A 16,243-nucleotide genomic window follows, 5' to 3' on the forward strand; every position below is an offset into this window, starting at 1 on the left:
ATTGCGAATGAAGACCCGCTTCATGCCAACTCCTCCGCGACCGTCGGGAACAGGCGCTGATAGGCCTCACCATAGGTCATGGGCACACCGGTGTTGCGGCTACCCTGGATGCCGCGGTTGAGCGCGACGCGCTCGTAATAGCCCCAGAGATGCTTTTGCGCGGCGAGAATCTGGAAAGCCTCGTACTTCTCTTTCCAGACCTCGTCGATCTTGAGCAGCAGATCCGGCTTGTAATTGCACTGCTCGGGCTGGTGCGGCTCAAACAGGAAAACGGGCGGCGCAGAGTATTTGTACTGCGCGCCGGGCTTGTGGCCCATGGCCTGCGCGACCACGCGGGTCTCCTGCGCGAAATGCGCTGCGTTCGGATGGTCGAAATTATAGGGATCTTCCAGCGCGTGCGTCAGCACGAAGCTCGGATTGAGCTCGCGGTAGATGTCGACCATGCGGTCGAAATGCGCCTCGGTGAGCTTGAGCGGATAATCGCCACAATCGAAGAACTCGATCTCGGCACCCAGCAGTCTGGCCGCCCGCTCCGCCTCGTCCTTGCGGCCAGCCTTGACCGATTCCAGCGTCGCGCCCTTTTCCTTCCAGGCAAACTGGCTCTCGCCGCGCTCGCCAAAGGACATGCAGACGATCTTCATGCGATAGCCCTTCTTCGCATGCAGAGCGATGGCGCCGCCGGCGCGCCAGACGAAATCGCCAGGATGGGCGGTGATCACGAGACCTGTTTTCATGGGAGAACTCTCCTCTTTCGTTCATCAACGTCATAGGCTGCTCGCGTCATGCCGGCAGCAGGTTCATCAGGCGGCGACGGCCGCAGGTTCCTCACCGTCGAGCACGCGCTTCAGGCGCTCGCCGTCGAGCGCGCCTTCCCATTTGGCAATCGCAATGGTCGCAACCGCGTTCCCGATCAGATTGGTCGGCGTCAGCCCCTGCGACATCAGGCGATGGATGCCGAGCACCAGCGCGACGCTCGTCACCGGAATCGTGCCGGTGGCCGACAGTGTCGCCGCCAGCACGACAAAGGCGGCCCCTGCGATCCCTGCCGCGCCCTTTGACGTCACCAGCAGGATCAGCAGCAGCTCGATCTGCTCAGCGAGCCCGAGCGGCGTATTGGTCGCCTGCGCCAGGAACACCGAGGCGGCAGCGAGATAGAGGCATGTACCGTCCAGATTGAAGGAATAGCCGGTCGGGATCACCAGCCCGACGACGCTCTGCTCGCAGCCCGCCTTCTCCAGCTTCGTCAGCATCCGTGGCAGCACCGTCTCGGACGATGTCGTGGCGATGCAGATCAGCAGCTCTTCCCAGATGTAGCGGATCAGCTTGAGCAGCGAGAAGCCGCAGAGCCGCGCGACCGGGCCGAGCGCTACGATGATGAAGATCACGCAAGTGAGATAGAAGCCGCCGAGCAGCTTGCCGAGCGAGGCCAGCGATCCCACGCCGAACTTGCCGACGGTGAAGGCAATCGCGCCGAACGCCCCGATCGGCGCCGCCCACATCACGAAACCAACGACGGCGAACACCATCTTGGCGGCGATGTCGATCAGATGGACCAGCGGCGCGGCGCGCTCGCCGAGCTGCACCAGCGCAAAGCCGCACAGCACGGAGATGAAGAGGACCTGGAGAATGTTGCCCTCGGCAAAAGCGCCGATGAAGGTCGCGGGCACGATGTTCATCAGGAACGGAACGAAGCCGATCACGGCGGTCTGCTTGACGTAAGGCTCGATCGCGCTGGCATTGATGCTGGCGGGATCGATGTTCATGCCGGCGCCGGGCTTGAGCACGTTCACCGCGATCAGACCGATGATCAGCGCGATCGTGGTCATGATCTCGAAATAGATGATGGCCTTGACCGCGACGCGCCCGACCCGCGCCATGTCGGCCATGTGGGCGATGCCATGCACCACGGTGCAGAAGATGATCGGCGCGATCAGCATCCGGATCGCCTTGATGAAGGCGTCGCCGAGCGGCTGCATCTTGGCGCCCGCCTCGGGGTTGACGATCCCGAGTGCGATGCCGGCCGCCATGGCGATGAGCACCTGGATCCAGAGCTCCTTCCACCAGGCGCGCCGGCGCGGCTTGTCGATCGCCATCGCGGTCATCGGTCGAACTCGAACAGACGCGCGGGATTGTCGACGAGGATCTTCTGCTGGAACTCCGGCTCGGGCGCGAACAGCGGAATCAGGTCGACGAGGTCGCCGTCATTCGGCATCACCTTGACGTTGGGATGCGGCCAGTCGGTGCCCCAAATGACCCGGTCCGGCGCGGTTTCGACGATCTTTCGCGCGAACGGCACGGCGTCAGTGAAGGGCGGGCCAGCCGAGGACACCCGCTCCGAGCCGCAGATCTTGACCCAGCATTTTTCATCGCGCTGCATCAGCTCGATCAGGATCTTGAACGGAAGCTGGTCGAGCCCCTCGGAGGCCTTCGCCCGGCCCATATGGTCGATGGTGTAGCTCACCGGCAGCCTTGTCAGCATGTCGGCATAGTCAGGCAGGTCGATCGCGTCGAAATGCAGATCGATGTGCCAGCCGAGCGGCGTCACCATCGCGACGATGCGGTCGAACACGCGCTTGTCGGGCACACCGCCGAGATGGCGGACGAAATTGAAACGGCAGCCGCGGAAGCCGCCTTCGTGCAGCACGCGCAAGCCACGCTCGGTGATGGTATCGTCGATATTGGCGACGGCGCGGTAGGCGCCGTTGCTTTGCGCGATCGCGTCGAGTGCGACCGTGTTGTCGGTGCCGTGGACGCTGGCATTGACGATGATTGCGCGCTCCACGCCGAGCTTGGCGTGCAGGATCTTGAAATCTTCCAGCGGCGCATCCGGCGGCGTGTAGGATCGGTCGGGCGCGTAAGGGTATTTCGCGCCGGGGCCGAAGATGTGGCAATGCGCATCGCAGGATAGCTTCGGCAGCTTGAATTTTGGCGTGCGCGTGTTGGGATCCGGCGGCGGAATGGTGGGCGTGTACGTCATCTTCATCAGCTGAATTTGAACAGCCGCGCGGGATTGTCGACCAGCAGTTTCTGCTGGGTGGCCTTGTCCGGGGCGAAGAGTGGAATCAGATCGACGATCTCGCCGTCATTGGGCATGACCTTGACGTTGGGATGCGGCCAGTCGGTACCCCAGATGACGCGCTCCGGCGCGTTGTCGATCAGCGCCTTCGCGAACGGCACGGCATCATGGAACGGCTTACCGCCCGCGGAGGCGCGCTCGAGACCGGTGATCTTGACCCAGCACTTCTCGTCCCTCCTCTGGAGTTCGAGCAGCGCGGTAAAACCGGGATCGCCGAGACCCTTCGCGGCTTGAACGGTCCCCATGTGATCGATCACGTAGGGCGTCGGCAGCGCAGTCAGGATCGGCGCAAATTCGGCAATCGTGCCGGGCTCGAAATAGACATCGATGTGCCAGCCCAGTTCGGCAACGCGATGCACGATACGCTGGAACTTGGTCATGTCGCCGACGCCGCCGAGGCGCTTGAGGAAGGCGAAGCGACAGCCGCAGATGCCGGCCTTGTCGAGCGCGGCAAGCTCCTTCTCGGTCATCTCGTCGCTGACATTGGCGATGCCCTTGTAGGCGCCCTCGCTCTGCGCGATGGCATTGGTGACAACGCGGTTGTCGGTACCATGCACGGTCGCGTTCACGATCACGCAGCGCTCGACGCCGATCTTCTCGTGCACGCTGCGGAACATCTCCAGCGGCGCGTCGGCCGTATTGTAGGGGCGCTTTTCCGAGAAGGGATAGCGGGACGCGGGCCCGAAGATATGCGTGTGGCTGTCGCATGATTTCGGCGGCAGCTTGAACGACGGTGTCTTGGGATTGGGATCCGGCGGCGCGATCGTCGGAATCGCCTTCGGCTCTTCCGCACGCGCTTCGCTCCCGAGCGCGGCTCCGGCCAGCCCGGTCAAGAGATGCAAGCACTCTCGCCTGTTCATTTCCTCAAACACCCCGTTACTTGTCCGCTTGCGAGCGAATGCGCTGTGACGCGCCTCACCCTCTGGCGGTTTCTTTCAAGTCTTGCTGCTTGCGACAGTCCGTCGCCTTGCGGGCGCGGCCTGATCCAGTGCGGGCGCCTGGAACGCCGCGACAGTGGCCTGCACCAATTGCTCGATGGCGCTGGCGGCATCGCTGCCATCGGCCTCGCCACGCGACAGGCGCGAGACACGGTCCGGCGTCACCAGCGAGTAATAGAGCGCGCCGAGCAGGAAGTGGCTGCGCCAGACGATGTCGGTGCGCGGAATGTGCGGCAGGCTTTCGTGGATCGCGTCGATGAAGGCGTGACTGGTGTCGTCAAACGTCTGCGCGATGATTTTTCGCGCGACCTCGTTGCCCTCGGCCGACATCACCGCGCGCAGACGCGTGAAGCGCGCCCCACCGCCGGCGAGATCGCTACCCGAGGTAAAGGCCGGCACCACATAGGCCCGCACGATCGCTTCCAGCCGGTCCTGGAGATCGCGCACGCGCTTGGCGGCGGCGAGCAGCTCGGAGCGGCGCAGGTTCATCGGGCCGCAATGCCGCCGGTAGATCTCCAGCAGCAGGCCGTCCTTGGTCTTGAAATGATAGGTGACGCTGCCGGGATTGGCCCCGGCCGCATGCGCGATATCGCGCACCGAGACGGCGTTGAAGCCGTTGGTGGCGAACAGCTCCTCGGCCGCGGCGAGGATCGCCTCGCGCATATTCGGCTTGCGGGTCGTTTCCTTGCTGGTGGGCTTGCGTGCCATCTGATTTGTACTATCGTACAAAAGATCAGGTCTCGTCAACAAAAACCACGAGCAACGCCCGGAGCGCCTCGAAGAGCTCCGCGGGCACGAATGCTCTCAGGGAGTGCTGAAATATGCTGGGGTTGAATACGACGATCGGCCGCCTGATGCTCGGCGCCGGTCTGCTGCTCGCTTGCGGCGCCGCGCGTGCCGCCGACCTCTATCCGAGCAAGCCGGTCCATATCCTCGTGCCCTACGCGGCAGGCGGGGCCGTCGACGTGCTCGCCCGCACGCTCGGCCAGGCTCTCGCGAAAAACTGGGGCCAGCAGCCCGTGATCGACAACCGCCCCGGCGCCGGCGGCATCGTCGCCTCGCAGGCGCTGACGCAGGCCGCGCCCGACGGCTACACGCTGATCCTGGTCGCCAGCGGCCATCCGCTCAACCAGTTCATCTATCCGAGCGTGCCCTACGACACGTTCAAGGACTTTACCGCGATCACCGAAGTCGCCTCGTCACCGCTCGCGATCGTCGTGGCCAAGGACAGCCCCTACAAGACCCTCGGCGATCTCCTCGCCGCCGCGAAGAAAGAACCGGACAAGCTCTCCTACGGCATGTCCGGCAACGGCACCTCGGCACATCTCGCCGGCGAGCTGCTGAAACACATGTCCGGCACCAGGATCGTCGCGATCCCCTACAAGGGCGGCGCGCCGGCGCTGACCGCCGTGATATCAGGCGAGATTCCGCTCAGCATCAATCCACTCGCTGAGGCGATCGGCCAGCTCGACGGCGGCCCCGTACGCGCGCTCGCGGTGACTTCGGCCGAGCGCTCCAAGGCACTGCCCAATGTGCCGACAGTCGCTGAATCAGGCGTATCAGGTTATGACGTCTCGGTCTGGTGGGGCATGCTGGGACCTGCAAAAATGCCGCCCGAGATCGTTGCAAAGCTCGAGGCCGATCTGAAGGCTGTGCTCCAGGACCCGAGCGTGATCTCCACGCTGAGCAAGATCGGCGCTACTCCGGTGGGCTCGTCAGCCAAGGATTTTGACGCCTACATGCACGCCGAGGCTACCAAATGGGAGCCGGTGCTGAAGGCCGCTGACATCCGCGCGCAATGAGGATCCCCTCTTAGTTGCGCGCGCTCGCCCGCATCTTCTCCGACGCCGTCGCGTGCTGCAGGAATTCGACATCACCGCCTCCTCCCGACGGGATCAGGATGGCACGCTCGCGCGGCAGGGCCTCCGGCATCTCGTCGCGGATGAAGGCGATCAGCTTCTCCCTGACCTCGCAGCGCAGATCCCAGGATTGCGGCGCATTCCTCGCGCTAACCAGCGCGCGCAGTTCGATGGTACGATGGTCCGCGTCGATCACCTGGAGATTGACCACTGCGCCGTCCCAAAGCTTGGAGTCCTTCACCACACCCTTCAGCCATTGCCGGATACGCGGCACGTCGGCGCGATAGTCGACATGGAGCGCGATGACACCGATCAGGGAGGCCGTGTCGCGTGTCCAGTTCTGGAACGGCTTTTCGATGAAATAGGACAGCGGCACCACCATGCGGCGCCAGTCCCACAGTCGGATCACGACATACGTCGCCGCGATGTCCTCAACCCAGCCCCACTCGTTCTCGATGATCACGGCATCCTCGATGCGGATCGGCTGGGTGATGGCGATCTGCAGGCCCGCGATCAGATTGCTGAGCAGCGGCCGCGCCGCCAGACCGACGATGATACCGGCGGCGCCAGCCGAGGCGAACAGGCTGACGCCGTATTGCCTGACCGAGTCGAACGTCATCAGCGCCGTCGACACCGTGATGATCACGATGATGATGTCGGTCACGCGCTTGAACACGCGCACTTGCGTCACGTGCTTTCGCGCGACGAAGTTTTCGGTGACGTCGCGAAAATTCTGCAAATAGCGCGCCGCGCTCATGTCGACGATCCGGATCGAGATCCAGCCGATCAGCGCGATGAAGGCGACGATGAACAGGCGCGTCAACGGCGTGCGGAACGCATCGTCCAACGGCGCGAGCGGCAGAACCAGCGCGACGGCTGCAAGGCACAGCGCGAGCTGCGCCGGGCCGGACGTGCGTTCGATGAACACGCTGAGCAGCGGAAGCCGGGTTCCGAAGGTGCGGTTGAGCAGCCAGGCCGCGAGCCGATAGAACGAGAGCGCGATCAGCATCGCCCCGGCGACCAGGCCGAGACCAATAAACCATGACGGTACCCACCCGAACATCCTGTCGATGTCGGTCATGACGGCTTGGCGATTCATTCATGTCCCCGCAATTGCGTTGGCGACCCAACGCTCTCCCCGCGGCTTCGCTCCCACGCTCAGTGCAATGCAGCATCCCTCTGGTGCAACCGTCGCCAAATTGCGCTATTTTGTTGGCTATCATGACTCGCCGAACCGGCAGCGCCGATCTTCCCTTGCACACTGGACGGGTTCCGCCGTGGCTTGCGAGCCGCATGGCGTCGTTGGGCGCCATCGTCACGCAGGCGATTGTGCTGCATTATGGCCGCGATGCGTTCATGCAGCGGCTCTCGCACCCGTTCTGGTTCCAGTCGTTCGGCGCCGTGATGGGGATGGACTGGCATTCCTCAGGCATCACGACGTCGGTGATCGGCGCGCTGAAGCGAGGGCTTGGCCCGCTCCAGGACGAGCTCGGCATCTATGTCTGCGGCGGCCGCGGCCAGCATTCGCGCAAGACGCCGGACGAGCTGTTGCAGCTCGGCAATCGCGTCGGCTTCGACGGCGTAAAGCTCACGCGCGCCAGCCGCCTCGTGGCCAAGGTTGACAGTGCCGCCGTGCAGGATGGCTTTGATCTCTATCTGCACGGCTTCTTCGTCACCGCTGACGGCAAATGGACGGTGGTGCAGCAGGGCATGAACGGCGACAAGCGCCAGGCCCGCCGCTATCACTGGCATTCGGAAGCGTTAAAGAGTTTTGTCGACGCGCCCCACAGCGCCATTGACGGGCCGCAGCAGGGCGAAATCGTCAATCTCACCGACCATCGCGCCGAAACCTCGCGCAACGCACAGCTCGAGCTGCTCAACGATCTCGGCCCCGATCGCATCCTCACCGAATTCGAGCGGCTCTCGGGCACTGCGCCCGAGCCGGCACAAGCGCTGCTGCCGCATCTGATCATGCCCGCCCATCACGACGTCAGGCCGAAAGATGTGTTCGCACGCCGCTTGCACGGTACGCTCGCCGCAGCAGCCGAACGCGGACCAGTTGATTTCCCTGAGCTGTTGCTGACGCCGGGTGTCGGCGCGCGCACCGTGCGATCGCTGGCGATGGTCGCCGAGGTCGTGCACGGCGCGCCCTATCGCTTCAAGGACCCTGCGCGCTTCTCGCTCGCACATGGCGGCAAGGACCGGCATCCCTACCCCGTTCCGATCAAGGTCTATGACGAGACCATCCGCGTGCTGAAGGGCGCAATCCAGAGCGCAAAACTCGGACGCGAGGAAGAGATGCAGGCGATCAAGCGCCTCGACGATCAGGCACGGCGGCTTGAGCGCACCGCAAGCGGACCATCGGTCGAAGCCTATATCGCCGGTGAGCGTGAAGTCTCGCCGGATCTCGACGGCCGCTCGGTGTTCGGCTGGGAGCGCGATCTCGCCGCGTCGCGCAAATCGACGGGGTGACCATCGGACGCGATGACCGGCAGTTTTGCAATCGCGCGAAGGCCCGGCCGCTTGCGCCAATGGATCTGCGACGGATCGACTGCGAGACCGAGCCGCGGCCAGCGGGTGAACAGCGCCTGAAGCGCGCAGGCGCCCTCGATCCGCGCCAGCTGATGCCCCAGGCAGAAATGGATTCCGGTGCCGAAGGAGATATGGCGGTTGGGCTTGCGTTCGAGATCGAGGCGCTCCGGCTGCTCGTGAACCGCCGGATCCATATTCGCGGCGGCGAGCATCACCATGACGCGATCGCCCTTCTTCACGCGCACGCCTTCGAGATCGACATCCCGCCGCACGTAGCGCGGCTTAGAAAACTGCACCGGCGAGACGAAGCGCAGAAACTCTTCGACGGCGAGCCCGGCGCGACTCCAGTCCTGTTCCATCCAGTCTCGCAATCCCGGATTTCTGAGCAGCTCGTAGACCGAGCCGCTGATCAGATGCGTGGTGGTCTCCGAGCCCGCCGCGAGCAGCAGGAACACCATCGAGACCATTTCGTCCGGCGTGATCTCGCCTCCCTCGCGTTCGACCTGGACCAGCTCGGCAATCAGGCCCTCGCCGCCCCGCTCGCGCGCGATCTGCAACTGCCCTTCGAGGTAGCCACGCATCTTGCGGAACGCGAACAGCAGGCGAAAGAAACTGACGGCGTTCGTCAGTGAGGACATCGCATTGGCCCAGGCGATGAAGCGCGGGCGATCGGCCATTGGCAGGCCGAGCAGCTCGGAGATCACCGACAGCGGCAGGATACGCGCATAGCGCTCAACCAGATCGGCCGGGCTGCCGTTCGCAAACAGCTCATCGGCCAGACCATCCGCAATGGCGCGGATGCGTGGCTCCATCGCCACGATGGCGCGGCGGCGAAAGGCTTCGTCCACAATGCTGCGCAGCCGTGTATGGTCCGGCTCGTCCATCGTCAGCATGTTGTTGGCGATCGTCCTGACCAGCCCTGGCATCCACCAGCGCAGGCCTGCCACCTCGCCGTCTTCCTTGCGCAGTGTGAAGATGGCGCTGTCCTTCAGCACCTGCGCGGTGGCATCGTGGGTGGTGTTGATCCAGACGTCGCCAACAAGAGGAAAGCGGGTCGCGACCACGGGGCCTTGCGCGCGCAGCGCGGCGATGGCCGTGGGCGGATCGCGAAAGAAGGCCTCGCTGGTGAAATCGAGGCGCGGTGCCATGGGATCACCGAATTGGTTGGTGGCGCCTCAACCAGATGGTGAGCGAGGCCAATGGCGCAAGGGCCGGAACCGGCTTTTCGCTATCCCCGCCCCGGCGAGCGTGGCCCGGTCTTGCGCTGCTGTTGCGTCGTATAGGCATCCCAATGGCTCCAGCTGCCATTGCTGAGGCTTTGCAGATCAGTGCCGAGCGGCCTGCGCGTGCGCTTGTCATGCTCTGCGATGATGCGCTCGGACTGCGCGATCTTGCGCTTGAGGTCCCCGATCGTCTTCTGGGTCTGGCCGTTGCGCTTGGAGGACGCGATCTCGCCCATCGTGAAGCGCGCGGTCTCCAGCGCCTTCAACTCGGCGCGGTTTCTCTTCAACTGAACCCGGTGCCAGGCGATGTTGCTGTCGCTGTCCGCAACCATGTGGGAACTCCGCTGATTCGCTCCCACAGTGTATCAAGCGCCGAATCGGCGGGGCAACGCCCGCGCCGCGGCGAAAATACGGTCTTATTGCGAGAAAGCGCTGCGTTTAGCGCTCGGCGAACGCCTTCTCGACCACAAACTGGGCAGGCTCGCCGTGGTTGCCCTCGACGAAGCCGCGCTCGCCCAGCAGTACGCGGGTATCCGCCACCAGCGCCGGGCTGCCGCAAATCATGACGCGGTCATGGGCGGCCTCGATGGCCGGCAAACCGATATCGGTGAACAGCTTCCCTGAGGTGATGAGGTCGGTGATGCGGCCGCGGTTGCGGAAGGGATCCCGGGTCACGGTCGGATAGTAGATCAGCTGGTTCTGGATGTACTCGCCGAGCATTTCGTCCTTCGGCAAATGCTCGGTGATCATCTCGCCATAGGCGAGTTCCTTGACGTGACGGCAGCCGTGCAGCAGCACGACCTTCTCGAACCGCTCGTAGGTTTCAGGATCCTTGATCACGCTCAGGAACGGCGCAAGGCCGGTGCCGGTGCCGATCAGGTAGAGGTTGCGCCCCGCTTCCAGATTGTCGATGACAAGCGTGCCGGTGGCCTTGCGGCTGACGATGATCTCGTCGCCTTGCTTCAGATGCTGGAGCCGCGAGGTCAGCGGACCATCAGGCACCTTGATCGAGAAGAATTCGAGGGTGTCCTCGTAATTGGCACTGGCGACGCTGTAGGCCCGCAGCAGCGGCTTCTCGCCGACCTTGAGCCCGATCATGGTGAATTCGCCGTTACGGAAACGGAAGGTCGGGCTGCGGGTGGTCTTGAAGGAGAACAGCGTGTCGGTCCAGTGGTGGACGCTCAAAACGCTTTCCTGATTGAAATTGCTCATCTCACCCTTCCGTTTCGCTTCTCTGCGGTTCCGAGGCGGTCAGCTATGCGTCGTTTGTACACGATCATTCGTATACTAATGAATAATCCTGCTTGATCCCGCGGTCAAGGCTGCCCAAGATCGAAAGCGTTGCAGTTAGGAATTAGGAGCCCTTTCCATGGCGCATGACGCACCCCAGGCTACCGGACCCTCGAAGCTGGTGATCCGCAATATCGGCCTGATCCTGTCCGGCGCCCTGGAAAAGCCGATCCTGGACGGCGACACCATCGTCGCCGAGAACGGCAAGATAACTGCGATCGGCCGCTACAAGGACCTCAACACGGAAGGTGCAACCACCATCGTCGATGCCAACGGCACGACGGTGACCCCCGGGCTGATCGACAGCCACGTCCATCCTGTGGCCGGCGACTGGACGCCGCGGCAGAACCAGATCAACTGGATCGACAGTTCGCTCCATGGCGGCATCACCACCATGATCTCGGCGGGTGAAGTGCACATGCCCGGCCGCCCCCGCGACGTCGTCGGGCTGAAGGCGATGGCGATCTTCGCCCAGCGCGCGTTCTGGACGCTTCGTCCGGGCGGCGTAAAGGTTCACGCCGGCGCGCCCGTGATCGAATGCGAAATGGTCGAGGAAGACTTCAAGGAGATGGCCGCCGCCGGCGTCAAGCTGCTCGGCGAAGTCGGCCTTGGCGGCGTCAAGGACGGCCCGACCGCGCGCAAGATGGTCGGTTGGGCGCGCAAATATGGCATCCAGAGCACGATCCACACCGGCGGCCCGTCGATCCCCGGCTCCGGCCTGATCGACAAGGACGTCGTGCTGGAGGCCGACACCGACGTGGTCGGCCACATCAATGGCGGACACACTGCCCTGCCCGACGACCAGATCCGCTGCATCTGCGAGGGCTGCAAGCGCGGGCTCGAGATCGTTCACAACGGCAATGAGCGCTCGGCGCTCTACACGCTGCGCATCGCACGCGAGATGGGCGATCTGCACCGCGTCATCCTCGGCACCGACGGGCCGGCCGGCTCCGGGGTGCAGCCGCTCGGTATTTTGCGCATGGTCTCGATGCTGTCCTCGATCGGCGAACTGCCGGCCGAGCTCGCGTTCTGTCTTGCCACCGGCAACACCGCGCGGATGCGCCAGCTCGACTGCGGCCTCATTGAAGTGGGCCGCGCTGCGGATTTCGTCATCATGGACAAGGCCCAGCACTCGCCCGGCAAGAACATTTTGGAGAGCGTCCAGCTCGGCGACCTCCCCGGCATCGGCATGACCATCATCGACGGCATCGTGCGGACACAGCGCAGCCGGAATACACCGCCGGCAGGGAGAGTGCCGGAAGTGGTGGCGAAGTAATCTTTGCGCAAACACCAGACCCGTCATCCTGAGGTGCACGCCTTGCGGAGCAAGGCGGGCCTCGAAGGATGAAAAGGCCGAGATGGTGCAGCCGGGCCGTCGCCCTTCGAGGGCCGTTAAAGAAGCGGCCACCTCAGGGTGACGGTGACAAACTAGAAATCACCTCAGCTTATTGAGCAACGCCATCAGCAACTCGCGCTCTTTCGCATCCAGCGGCGCCAGCGTCTCCCGCGTGATCGCAATCGCATTGGGCGCGAGCTTCTCCGCAAGCTGCTGACCGGCACGCGTCAGGCTCACCAGCAGGCGCCGTCCGTCCTCGGGATCCTGGCTGGTCTCGGTCAGGCCGCGCGCCGTGAGGCGGTCGATCACGCCCTTGATGGTCGCGACATCCATCGCAGTCAAACGTCCGAGCTGGTTCTGCGAGCACGGCCCGGTCTCGGCGAGCTTGGACAGCGCCGCCCACTGCGTCGGCGTCAGATTGGTGCCGATGTCGCGGGAGAAGATCGAGCTGTGGCGCTGCCAGACCTGGCGCAGGATGAAGCCGACCTGCTCGTCGAGCACGTAAGGCGGCTTGCCCTGCTTGACGCTCTTCTTCGCCGTGACGCTTCTCGCCATCCGTCCCCCGCCCCTCACAACGACAGATGCGCGTCACGGATGTCCGGACGCGCGTCGAGCTCAGCCATGGTACCGCCGAAACAAATGCGGCCGCGCTCGATGATATAGGCGCGATCGGAAATCAACCGCGCAAAGTGCAAATTCTGCTCGGAGACGACGATGCTGACGCCCTCCTTCTTCATGGTCAGGATGGCATCGACCATCTGCTCCACGATCTTCGGCGACAGGCCTTCCGAGGGCTCGTCCAGCAGCACCAGCGACGGATTGCCCATCAGCGTACGCGCGATCGTCAGCATCTGCTGCTCGCCGCCGCTCATGCGGCCGCCGGGACGGTTCTTCATCTCGCCCAAGTTCGGAAACAGCGCGAACAGCTTTTCCCGATCCCAGTGCGGTGCATTGGGCCGTTTCGGCTGGCGGCCGACTTCGAGATTCTCCTCCACCGTCAAATCCGTGAAGATGCGCCGCTCCTCCGGCACATAGCCGAGCCCTTCGCGCACGATTTCGTGGGTCGGTTTCGCCGAGACATTCTTGCCCTCGAACACGATGCGGCCGGTGCGCTGCGCGACGAGGCCGACGATCGAGCGAAACGTGGTCGACTTGCCGGCGCCGTTGCGCCCGAGCAGCGCCACCACCTCACCCTCTCCGACCTCGAAACCGATGTCGAACAGGATATGCGCGGGGCCGTAATGGCTGTTGAGGTCCTGTACCGTAAGCTTCATGCCGAGGCTCCCTCGCGATGGCCGCCCTCATAAAGCAGGCCCTCGCCGAGATAGATCGCCTGCACCTGCGGATTGCCGCGCACCTCGGCCGGCGACCCCTCGGCGATCAGCGTGCCGCGATTGAGCACGATGATACGATCGGCATGTTCGAACACCACGTCCATATCGTGCTCGGTGAAGAGCACGCCGATCGACTTCTCCTTCGCGATCTGGGCCGTCAGCCGCATCAGCTCGACGCGCTCGCGCGGCGCCATGCCGGCGGTCGGCTCATCCATCAGCAGGAGCTTTGGATCATTGGCGAGCGCGACCGCAAGCTCGAGCCGCTTGAGGTCGCCATAGGCGAGTTCGCCGCAGGGACGGTCGGCATAGCCGCCCATGCCGACCAGCTCGAGCAGCCGCCCGGCCTCGCTGCGGTCGACATTCGGCGCCGAGCCCCAGAGATCGAACAGCTGCTTGCGATGCGAGATCAGCGCGACCTGCACGTTCTCGCGCACCGTCATGGTGGCGAAGGTCGCGGTGATCTGGAAGGTGCGTCCCACGCCCATGCGCCAAATCTCGCGCGGCTTCTTGCCCGTGGTCTCCTCACCAAGCAGGCGAACATGGCCGCTATCAGGTCTGTTCTGGCCGTTGAGCATGTCGAAGCAGGTGCTCTTGCCCGCGCCGTTCGGACCGATCAGCGCCAGAATTTCGCCTGATCGCAGCGAGAACGAGACGCCGCGCACGGCGTGGATGCCGCCATAGGATTTGGTCAGACCTTCGACCGCAAGAAGTGGGGGTGCAAGGCTCATTCGGCGGACTCGATCGGCTTGGCCAGCAAGGAGGATCCCGGCGGTGGTGACTTCCTGCGACGCTGCGCTAGCATTTCCAGCATGCCGACGATGCCCTTGGGGAAGACGACCACGATCAGCACGATGAAGCCGCCAAGCACGAGCTTTGACAGATCAGTCTGGCTCACGAGCCAAATGTTGAGGGCCTTGTAGACGATGGCGCCGATCACCCCGCCCGAGACGGTCTCGACGCCGCCGAGCAGCACCATCACCAGCGCATCGACCGAGAGCGAGATGCCGAGATTATCGGGGAAGACGCTGCCCTTGAGGTAAGCGAACAGCGCGCCGCCGATGCCCGCGGTGGTGCCTGCGATCACGAAGGCGGTCCATTGGATGCGCTTGGCATTGATGCCGACCGCCTCACTCCGCAGGAGAGAGTCGCGCGTGGCGCGGAGCGCATAGCCGAACGGCGAGAACACCGCGATCCTGAGCGCAATCGTCACCAGCGCCGCGACGCCCAGCGCCAGCCAGTAAAAATGCGACGGGCTCGCCGCCCAGCTCGCAGGCCAGACGCCCAAGATGCCGTTATCGCCGCCTGTCACGCTCACCCACTGGAACGCGATCGACCACACGATCTGCGCGAAGGCCAGCGTCAGCATCGCGAAGTAGACGCCGGAGAGCTGCACGGCGAAGAAGCCGAACACGGCAGCGCCCATGCAGCCGAGCAACGGCCCGAGCAAGAGGCAGACGATCATCGGCAGTCCCGCCATCTTGGCGAGGAAGGCGACGCCGTAAGCGCCGAGACCGAAATAGGCGGCGTGGCCGAAGGATGCGAGCCCGCCGACCGACATCAGGAAATGCAGGCTGACGGCGAAGATCACGAAGATCGCGATCTCAGAGCCGACAGTCAGCGCGTAATTGCCGGCGAACAGCGGCAGCAGCGCGGCGATGACCAGCGCGGCCAGCGACGCCAGCCGCTCGTTGGACGTCAGCGGCCGCCAGGGATTGACTGACAGCCCCGGCGTCTTGCGCGCGGCCGCTTCCGGCTTGCCGAACAGGCCCCAAGGCCGGACGATCAGCACCGCGGCCATCACCAGGAAGACCAGGATGATGGAAATCTTCGGAAAGATCAGGATGCCGAAGGCATTCAGCTCGGAGACGAGCACGGCCGCGACGAACGCGCCGACGATGCTGCCGAGGCCGCCGATCACCACCACCACAAAGACCTCGACGATGATGCGCAGGTCCATGGCGTGATGCACGGCATCGCGCGGGATCTGGAGCGCACCGCCGAGCGCAGCAAGGAAGACGCCGACCGCGAAGACCGATGTGAACAGCCATTTCTGATTGACGCCAAGCGCCGCGACCATGTCACGGTCCTGCGTCGCGGCGCGCACCAAAACGCCCCAACGCGTGCGCTGGAACAGCAGCCAGAGAATGCCGAGCACGACCGGGCCAAGCACGATCAGGAACAGATCATAACTCGGGATGTTTTGGCCGAAGAAATCGACTGCGCCCTTGAAGCCTGGCGCGCGGCGGCCGACGAGATCGTCGGGGCCCCAGATCAGCACGACGAGATCCTCGACCATCAAGGTGAGGCCGAACGTGCCGAGCAGCTGGAACAGCTCGGGCGCGTGATAGATGCGCCGCAGCAACACCATCTCGACGAGCACGCCGATCAGCGCCACCGCCAGCGCCGCCATGACAACTCCGCCCCAGAAGCCGAAGGCGCCGGAGAAGCGTTCGGTGAGCGTGAAGGCGATATAGGCGCCGATCATGTAGAAGGCGCCATGGGCGAAATTCACGATCCGCGTCACGCCAAAGATGATCGACAGGCCCGAGGCCACCAGGAACAGCGACGCCGCGCTGGCAAGACCGGTCAGAAACTGTACGACGTAAAAGGCCATCGGCGGTCCGGGTTAGATCTGAACTTCACCTCTCCCCGCCA

16 protein-coding genes are annotated in these 16,243 nt (G+C 64.1%); 3 read left to right on the forward strand and 13 right to left on the reverse strand.

Translation table 11 applies throughout. The features are described 5' to 3' along the window. Positions 1–20: 20 nt before the first annotated feature. From L6639_RS02570 to L6639_RS02590, 5 genes are all read right to left on the reverse strand, one after another. Complete coding sequence (locus tag L6639_RS02570; protein ID WP_212086993.1) at positions 21–734, reverse strand: PIG-L deacetylase family protein; 714 nt, start codon at positions 732–734, stop codon at positions 21–23. 66 nt (positions 735–800) lie between these two features. After that, on the reverse strand, positions 801–2,102 hold the full coding sequence (gene dctA, locus L6639_RS02575) for a C4-dicarboxylate transporter DctA (RefSeq protein WP_237858672.1): 1,302 nt from the start codon (positions 2,100–2,102) through the stop codon (positions 801–803). Continuing rightward, positions 2,099–2,983 carry an amidohydrolase family protein gene (locus L6639_RS02580; protein WP_237858674.1) on the reverse strand — a complete coding sequence of 295 codons (885 nt, stop codon included), beginning with the start codon at positions 2,981–2,983 and terminating at the stop codon, positions 2,099–2,101. The genes dctA and L6639_RS02580 overlap by 4 nt, the downstream gene beginning before the upstream one ends. After that, complete coding sequence (locus L6639_RS02585) at positions 2,983–3,936, reverse strand: amidohydrolase family protein (protein WP_237858675.1); 954 nt, start codon at positions 3,934–3,936, stop codon at positions 2,983–2,985. Before L6639_RS02585 ends, L6639_RS02580 begins: the two co-directional genes overlap by 1 nt. A 75-nt stretch (positions 3,937–4,011) precedes the next feature. Continuing rightward, positions 4,012–4,722, reverse strand: coding sequence for a TetR/AcrR family transcriptional regulator (locus L6639_RS02590; protein WP_237858676.1), 711 nt, complete (start codon positions 4,720–4,722; stop codon positions 4,012–4,014). A 113-nt stretch (positions 4,723–4,835) separates the two neighbouring features. On the opposite strand from L6639_RS02590, the gene L6639_RS02595 reads away from it, so the two are divergent. Beyond that, a complete protein-coding gene (locus L6639_RS02595) occupies positions 4,836–5,816 on the forward strand; it encodes a tripartite tricarboxylate transporter substrate binding protein (RefSeq protein WP_237858677.1) in 981 nt (326 codons plus the stop codon). A gap of 10 nt (positions 5,817–5,826) precedes the next feature. On the opposite strand, the gene L6639_RS02600 is transcribed toward L6639_RS02595, so the two are convergent. Continuing rightward, entirely contained in the window at positions 5,827–6,972 is a 1,146-nt protein-coding gene (locus tag L6639_RS02600; RefSeq protein ID WP_237858678.1) for a mechanosensitive ion channel family protein, read from the reverse strand. A 122-nt stretch (positions 6,973–7,094) separates the two neighbouring features. On the opposite strand from L6639_RS02600, the gene L6639_RS02605 reads away from it, so the two are divergent. Next, positions 7,095–8,345, forward strand: a complete 1,251-nt coding sequence (locus L6639_RS02605; protein ID WP_237858679.1) for a DUF763 domain-containing protein — start codon at positions 7,095–7,097, stop codon at positions 8,343–8,345. Here the strand turns inward: L6639_RS02605 and L6639_RS02610 are convergent. From L6639_RS02610 to L6639_RS02620, 3 genes are all read right to left on the reverse strand, one after another. Then, on the reverse strand, positions 8,246–9,553 hold the full coding sequence (locus tag L6639_RS02610; RefSeq protein WP_237858681.1) for a cytochrome P450 family protein: 1,308 nt from the start codon (positions 9,551–9,553) through the stop codon (positions 8,246–8,248). The genes L6639_RS02605 and L6639_RS02610 overlap by 100 nt on opposite strands. 80 nt (positions 9,554–9,633) lie before the next feature. Then, the gene (locus L6639_RS02615) at positions 9,634–9,960 is read right to left on the reverse strand and encodes a hypothetical protein (RefSeq protein WP_237858684.1); all 327 of its coding nucleotides are present in this window, start codon (positions 9,958–9,960) and stop codon (positions 9,634–9,636) included. 106 nt (positions 9,961–10,066) lie between these two features. After that, a complete protein-coding gene (locus L6639_RS02620; protein WP_237858686.1) occupies positions 10,067–10,840 on the reverse strand; it encodes a ferredoxin--NADP reductase in 774 nt (257 codons plus the stop codon). Positions 10,841–10,997: 157 nt separating this feature from the next. Here L6639_RS02620 and L6639_RS02625 point away from each other — a divergent pair, with 157 nt between their 5' ends. Then, positions 10,998–12,194, forward strand: coding sequence for an amidohydrolase family protein (locus tag L6639_RS02625; protein WP_128952389.1), 1,197 nt, complete (start codon positions 10,998–11,000; stop codon positions 12,192–12,194). 159 nt (positions 12,195–12,353) lie between these two features. Here L6639_RS02625 and L6639_RS02630 read toward each other — a convergent pair whose 3' ends face one another. Genes L6639_RS02630 through L6639_RS02645 form a run of 4 tightly spaced genes read right to left on the reverse strand, consistent with a single transcriptional unit; the run spans position 12,354 to position 16,202 of the window. After that, a complete protein-coding gene (locus L6639_RS02630; protein WP_128952390.1) occupies positions 12,354–12,809 on the reverse strand; it encodes a MarR family winged helix-turn-helix transcriptional regulator in 456 nt (151 codons plus the stop codon). A gap of 14 nt (positions 12,810–12,823) precedes the next feature. Continuing rightward, entirely contained in the window at positions 12,824–13,528 is a 705-nt protein-coding gene (locus tag L6639_RS02635) for an ABC transporter ATP-binding protein (RefSeq protein WP_237858688.1), read from the reverse strand. After that, complete coding sequence (locus L6639_RS02640; RefSeq protein WP_237858690.1) at positions 13,525–14,316, reverse strand: ABC transporter ATP-binding protein; 792 nt, start codon at positions 14,314–14,316, stop codon at positions 13,525–13,527. Before L6639_RS02640 ends, L6639_RS02635 begins: the two co-directional genes overlap by 4 nt. Beyond that, entirely contained in the window at positions 14,313–16,202 is a 1,890-nt protein-coding gene (locus L6639_RS02645; protein ID WP_237858691.1) for an ABC transporter permease, read from the reverse strand. The genes L6639_RS02640 and L6639_RS02645 overlap by 4 nt, the downstream gene beginning before the upstream one ends. Positions 16,203–16,243 lie beyond the last annotated feature (41 nt).

It is taken from the genome of Bradyrhizobium zhengyangense (assembly GCF_022012555.1).
In the GTDB taxonomy this organism is placed as follows: domain Bacteria; phylum Pseudomonadota; class Alphaproteobacteria; order Rhizobiales; family Xanthobacteraceae; genus Bradyrhizobium; species Bradyrhizobium zhengyangense.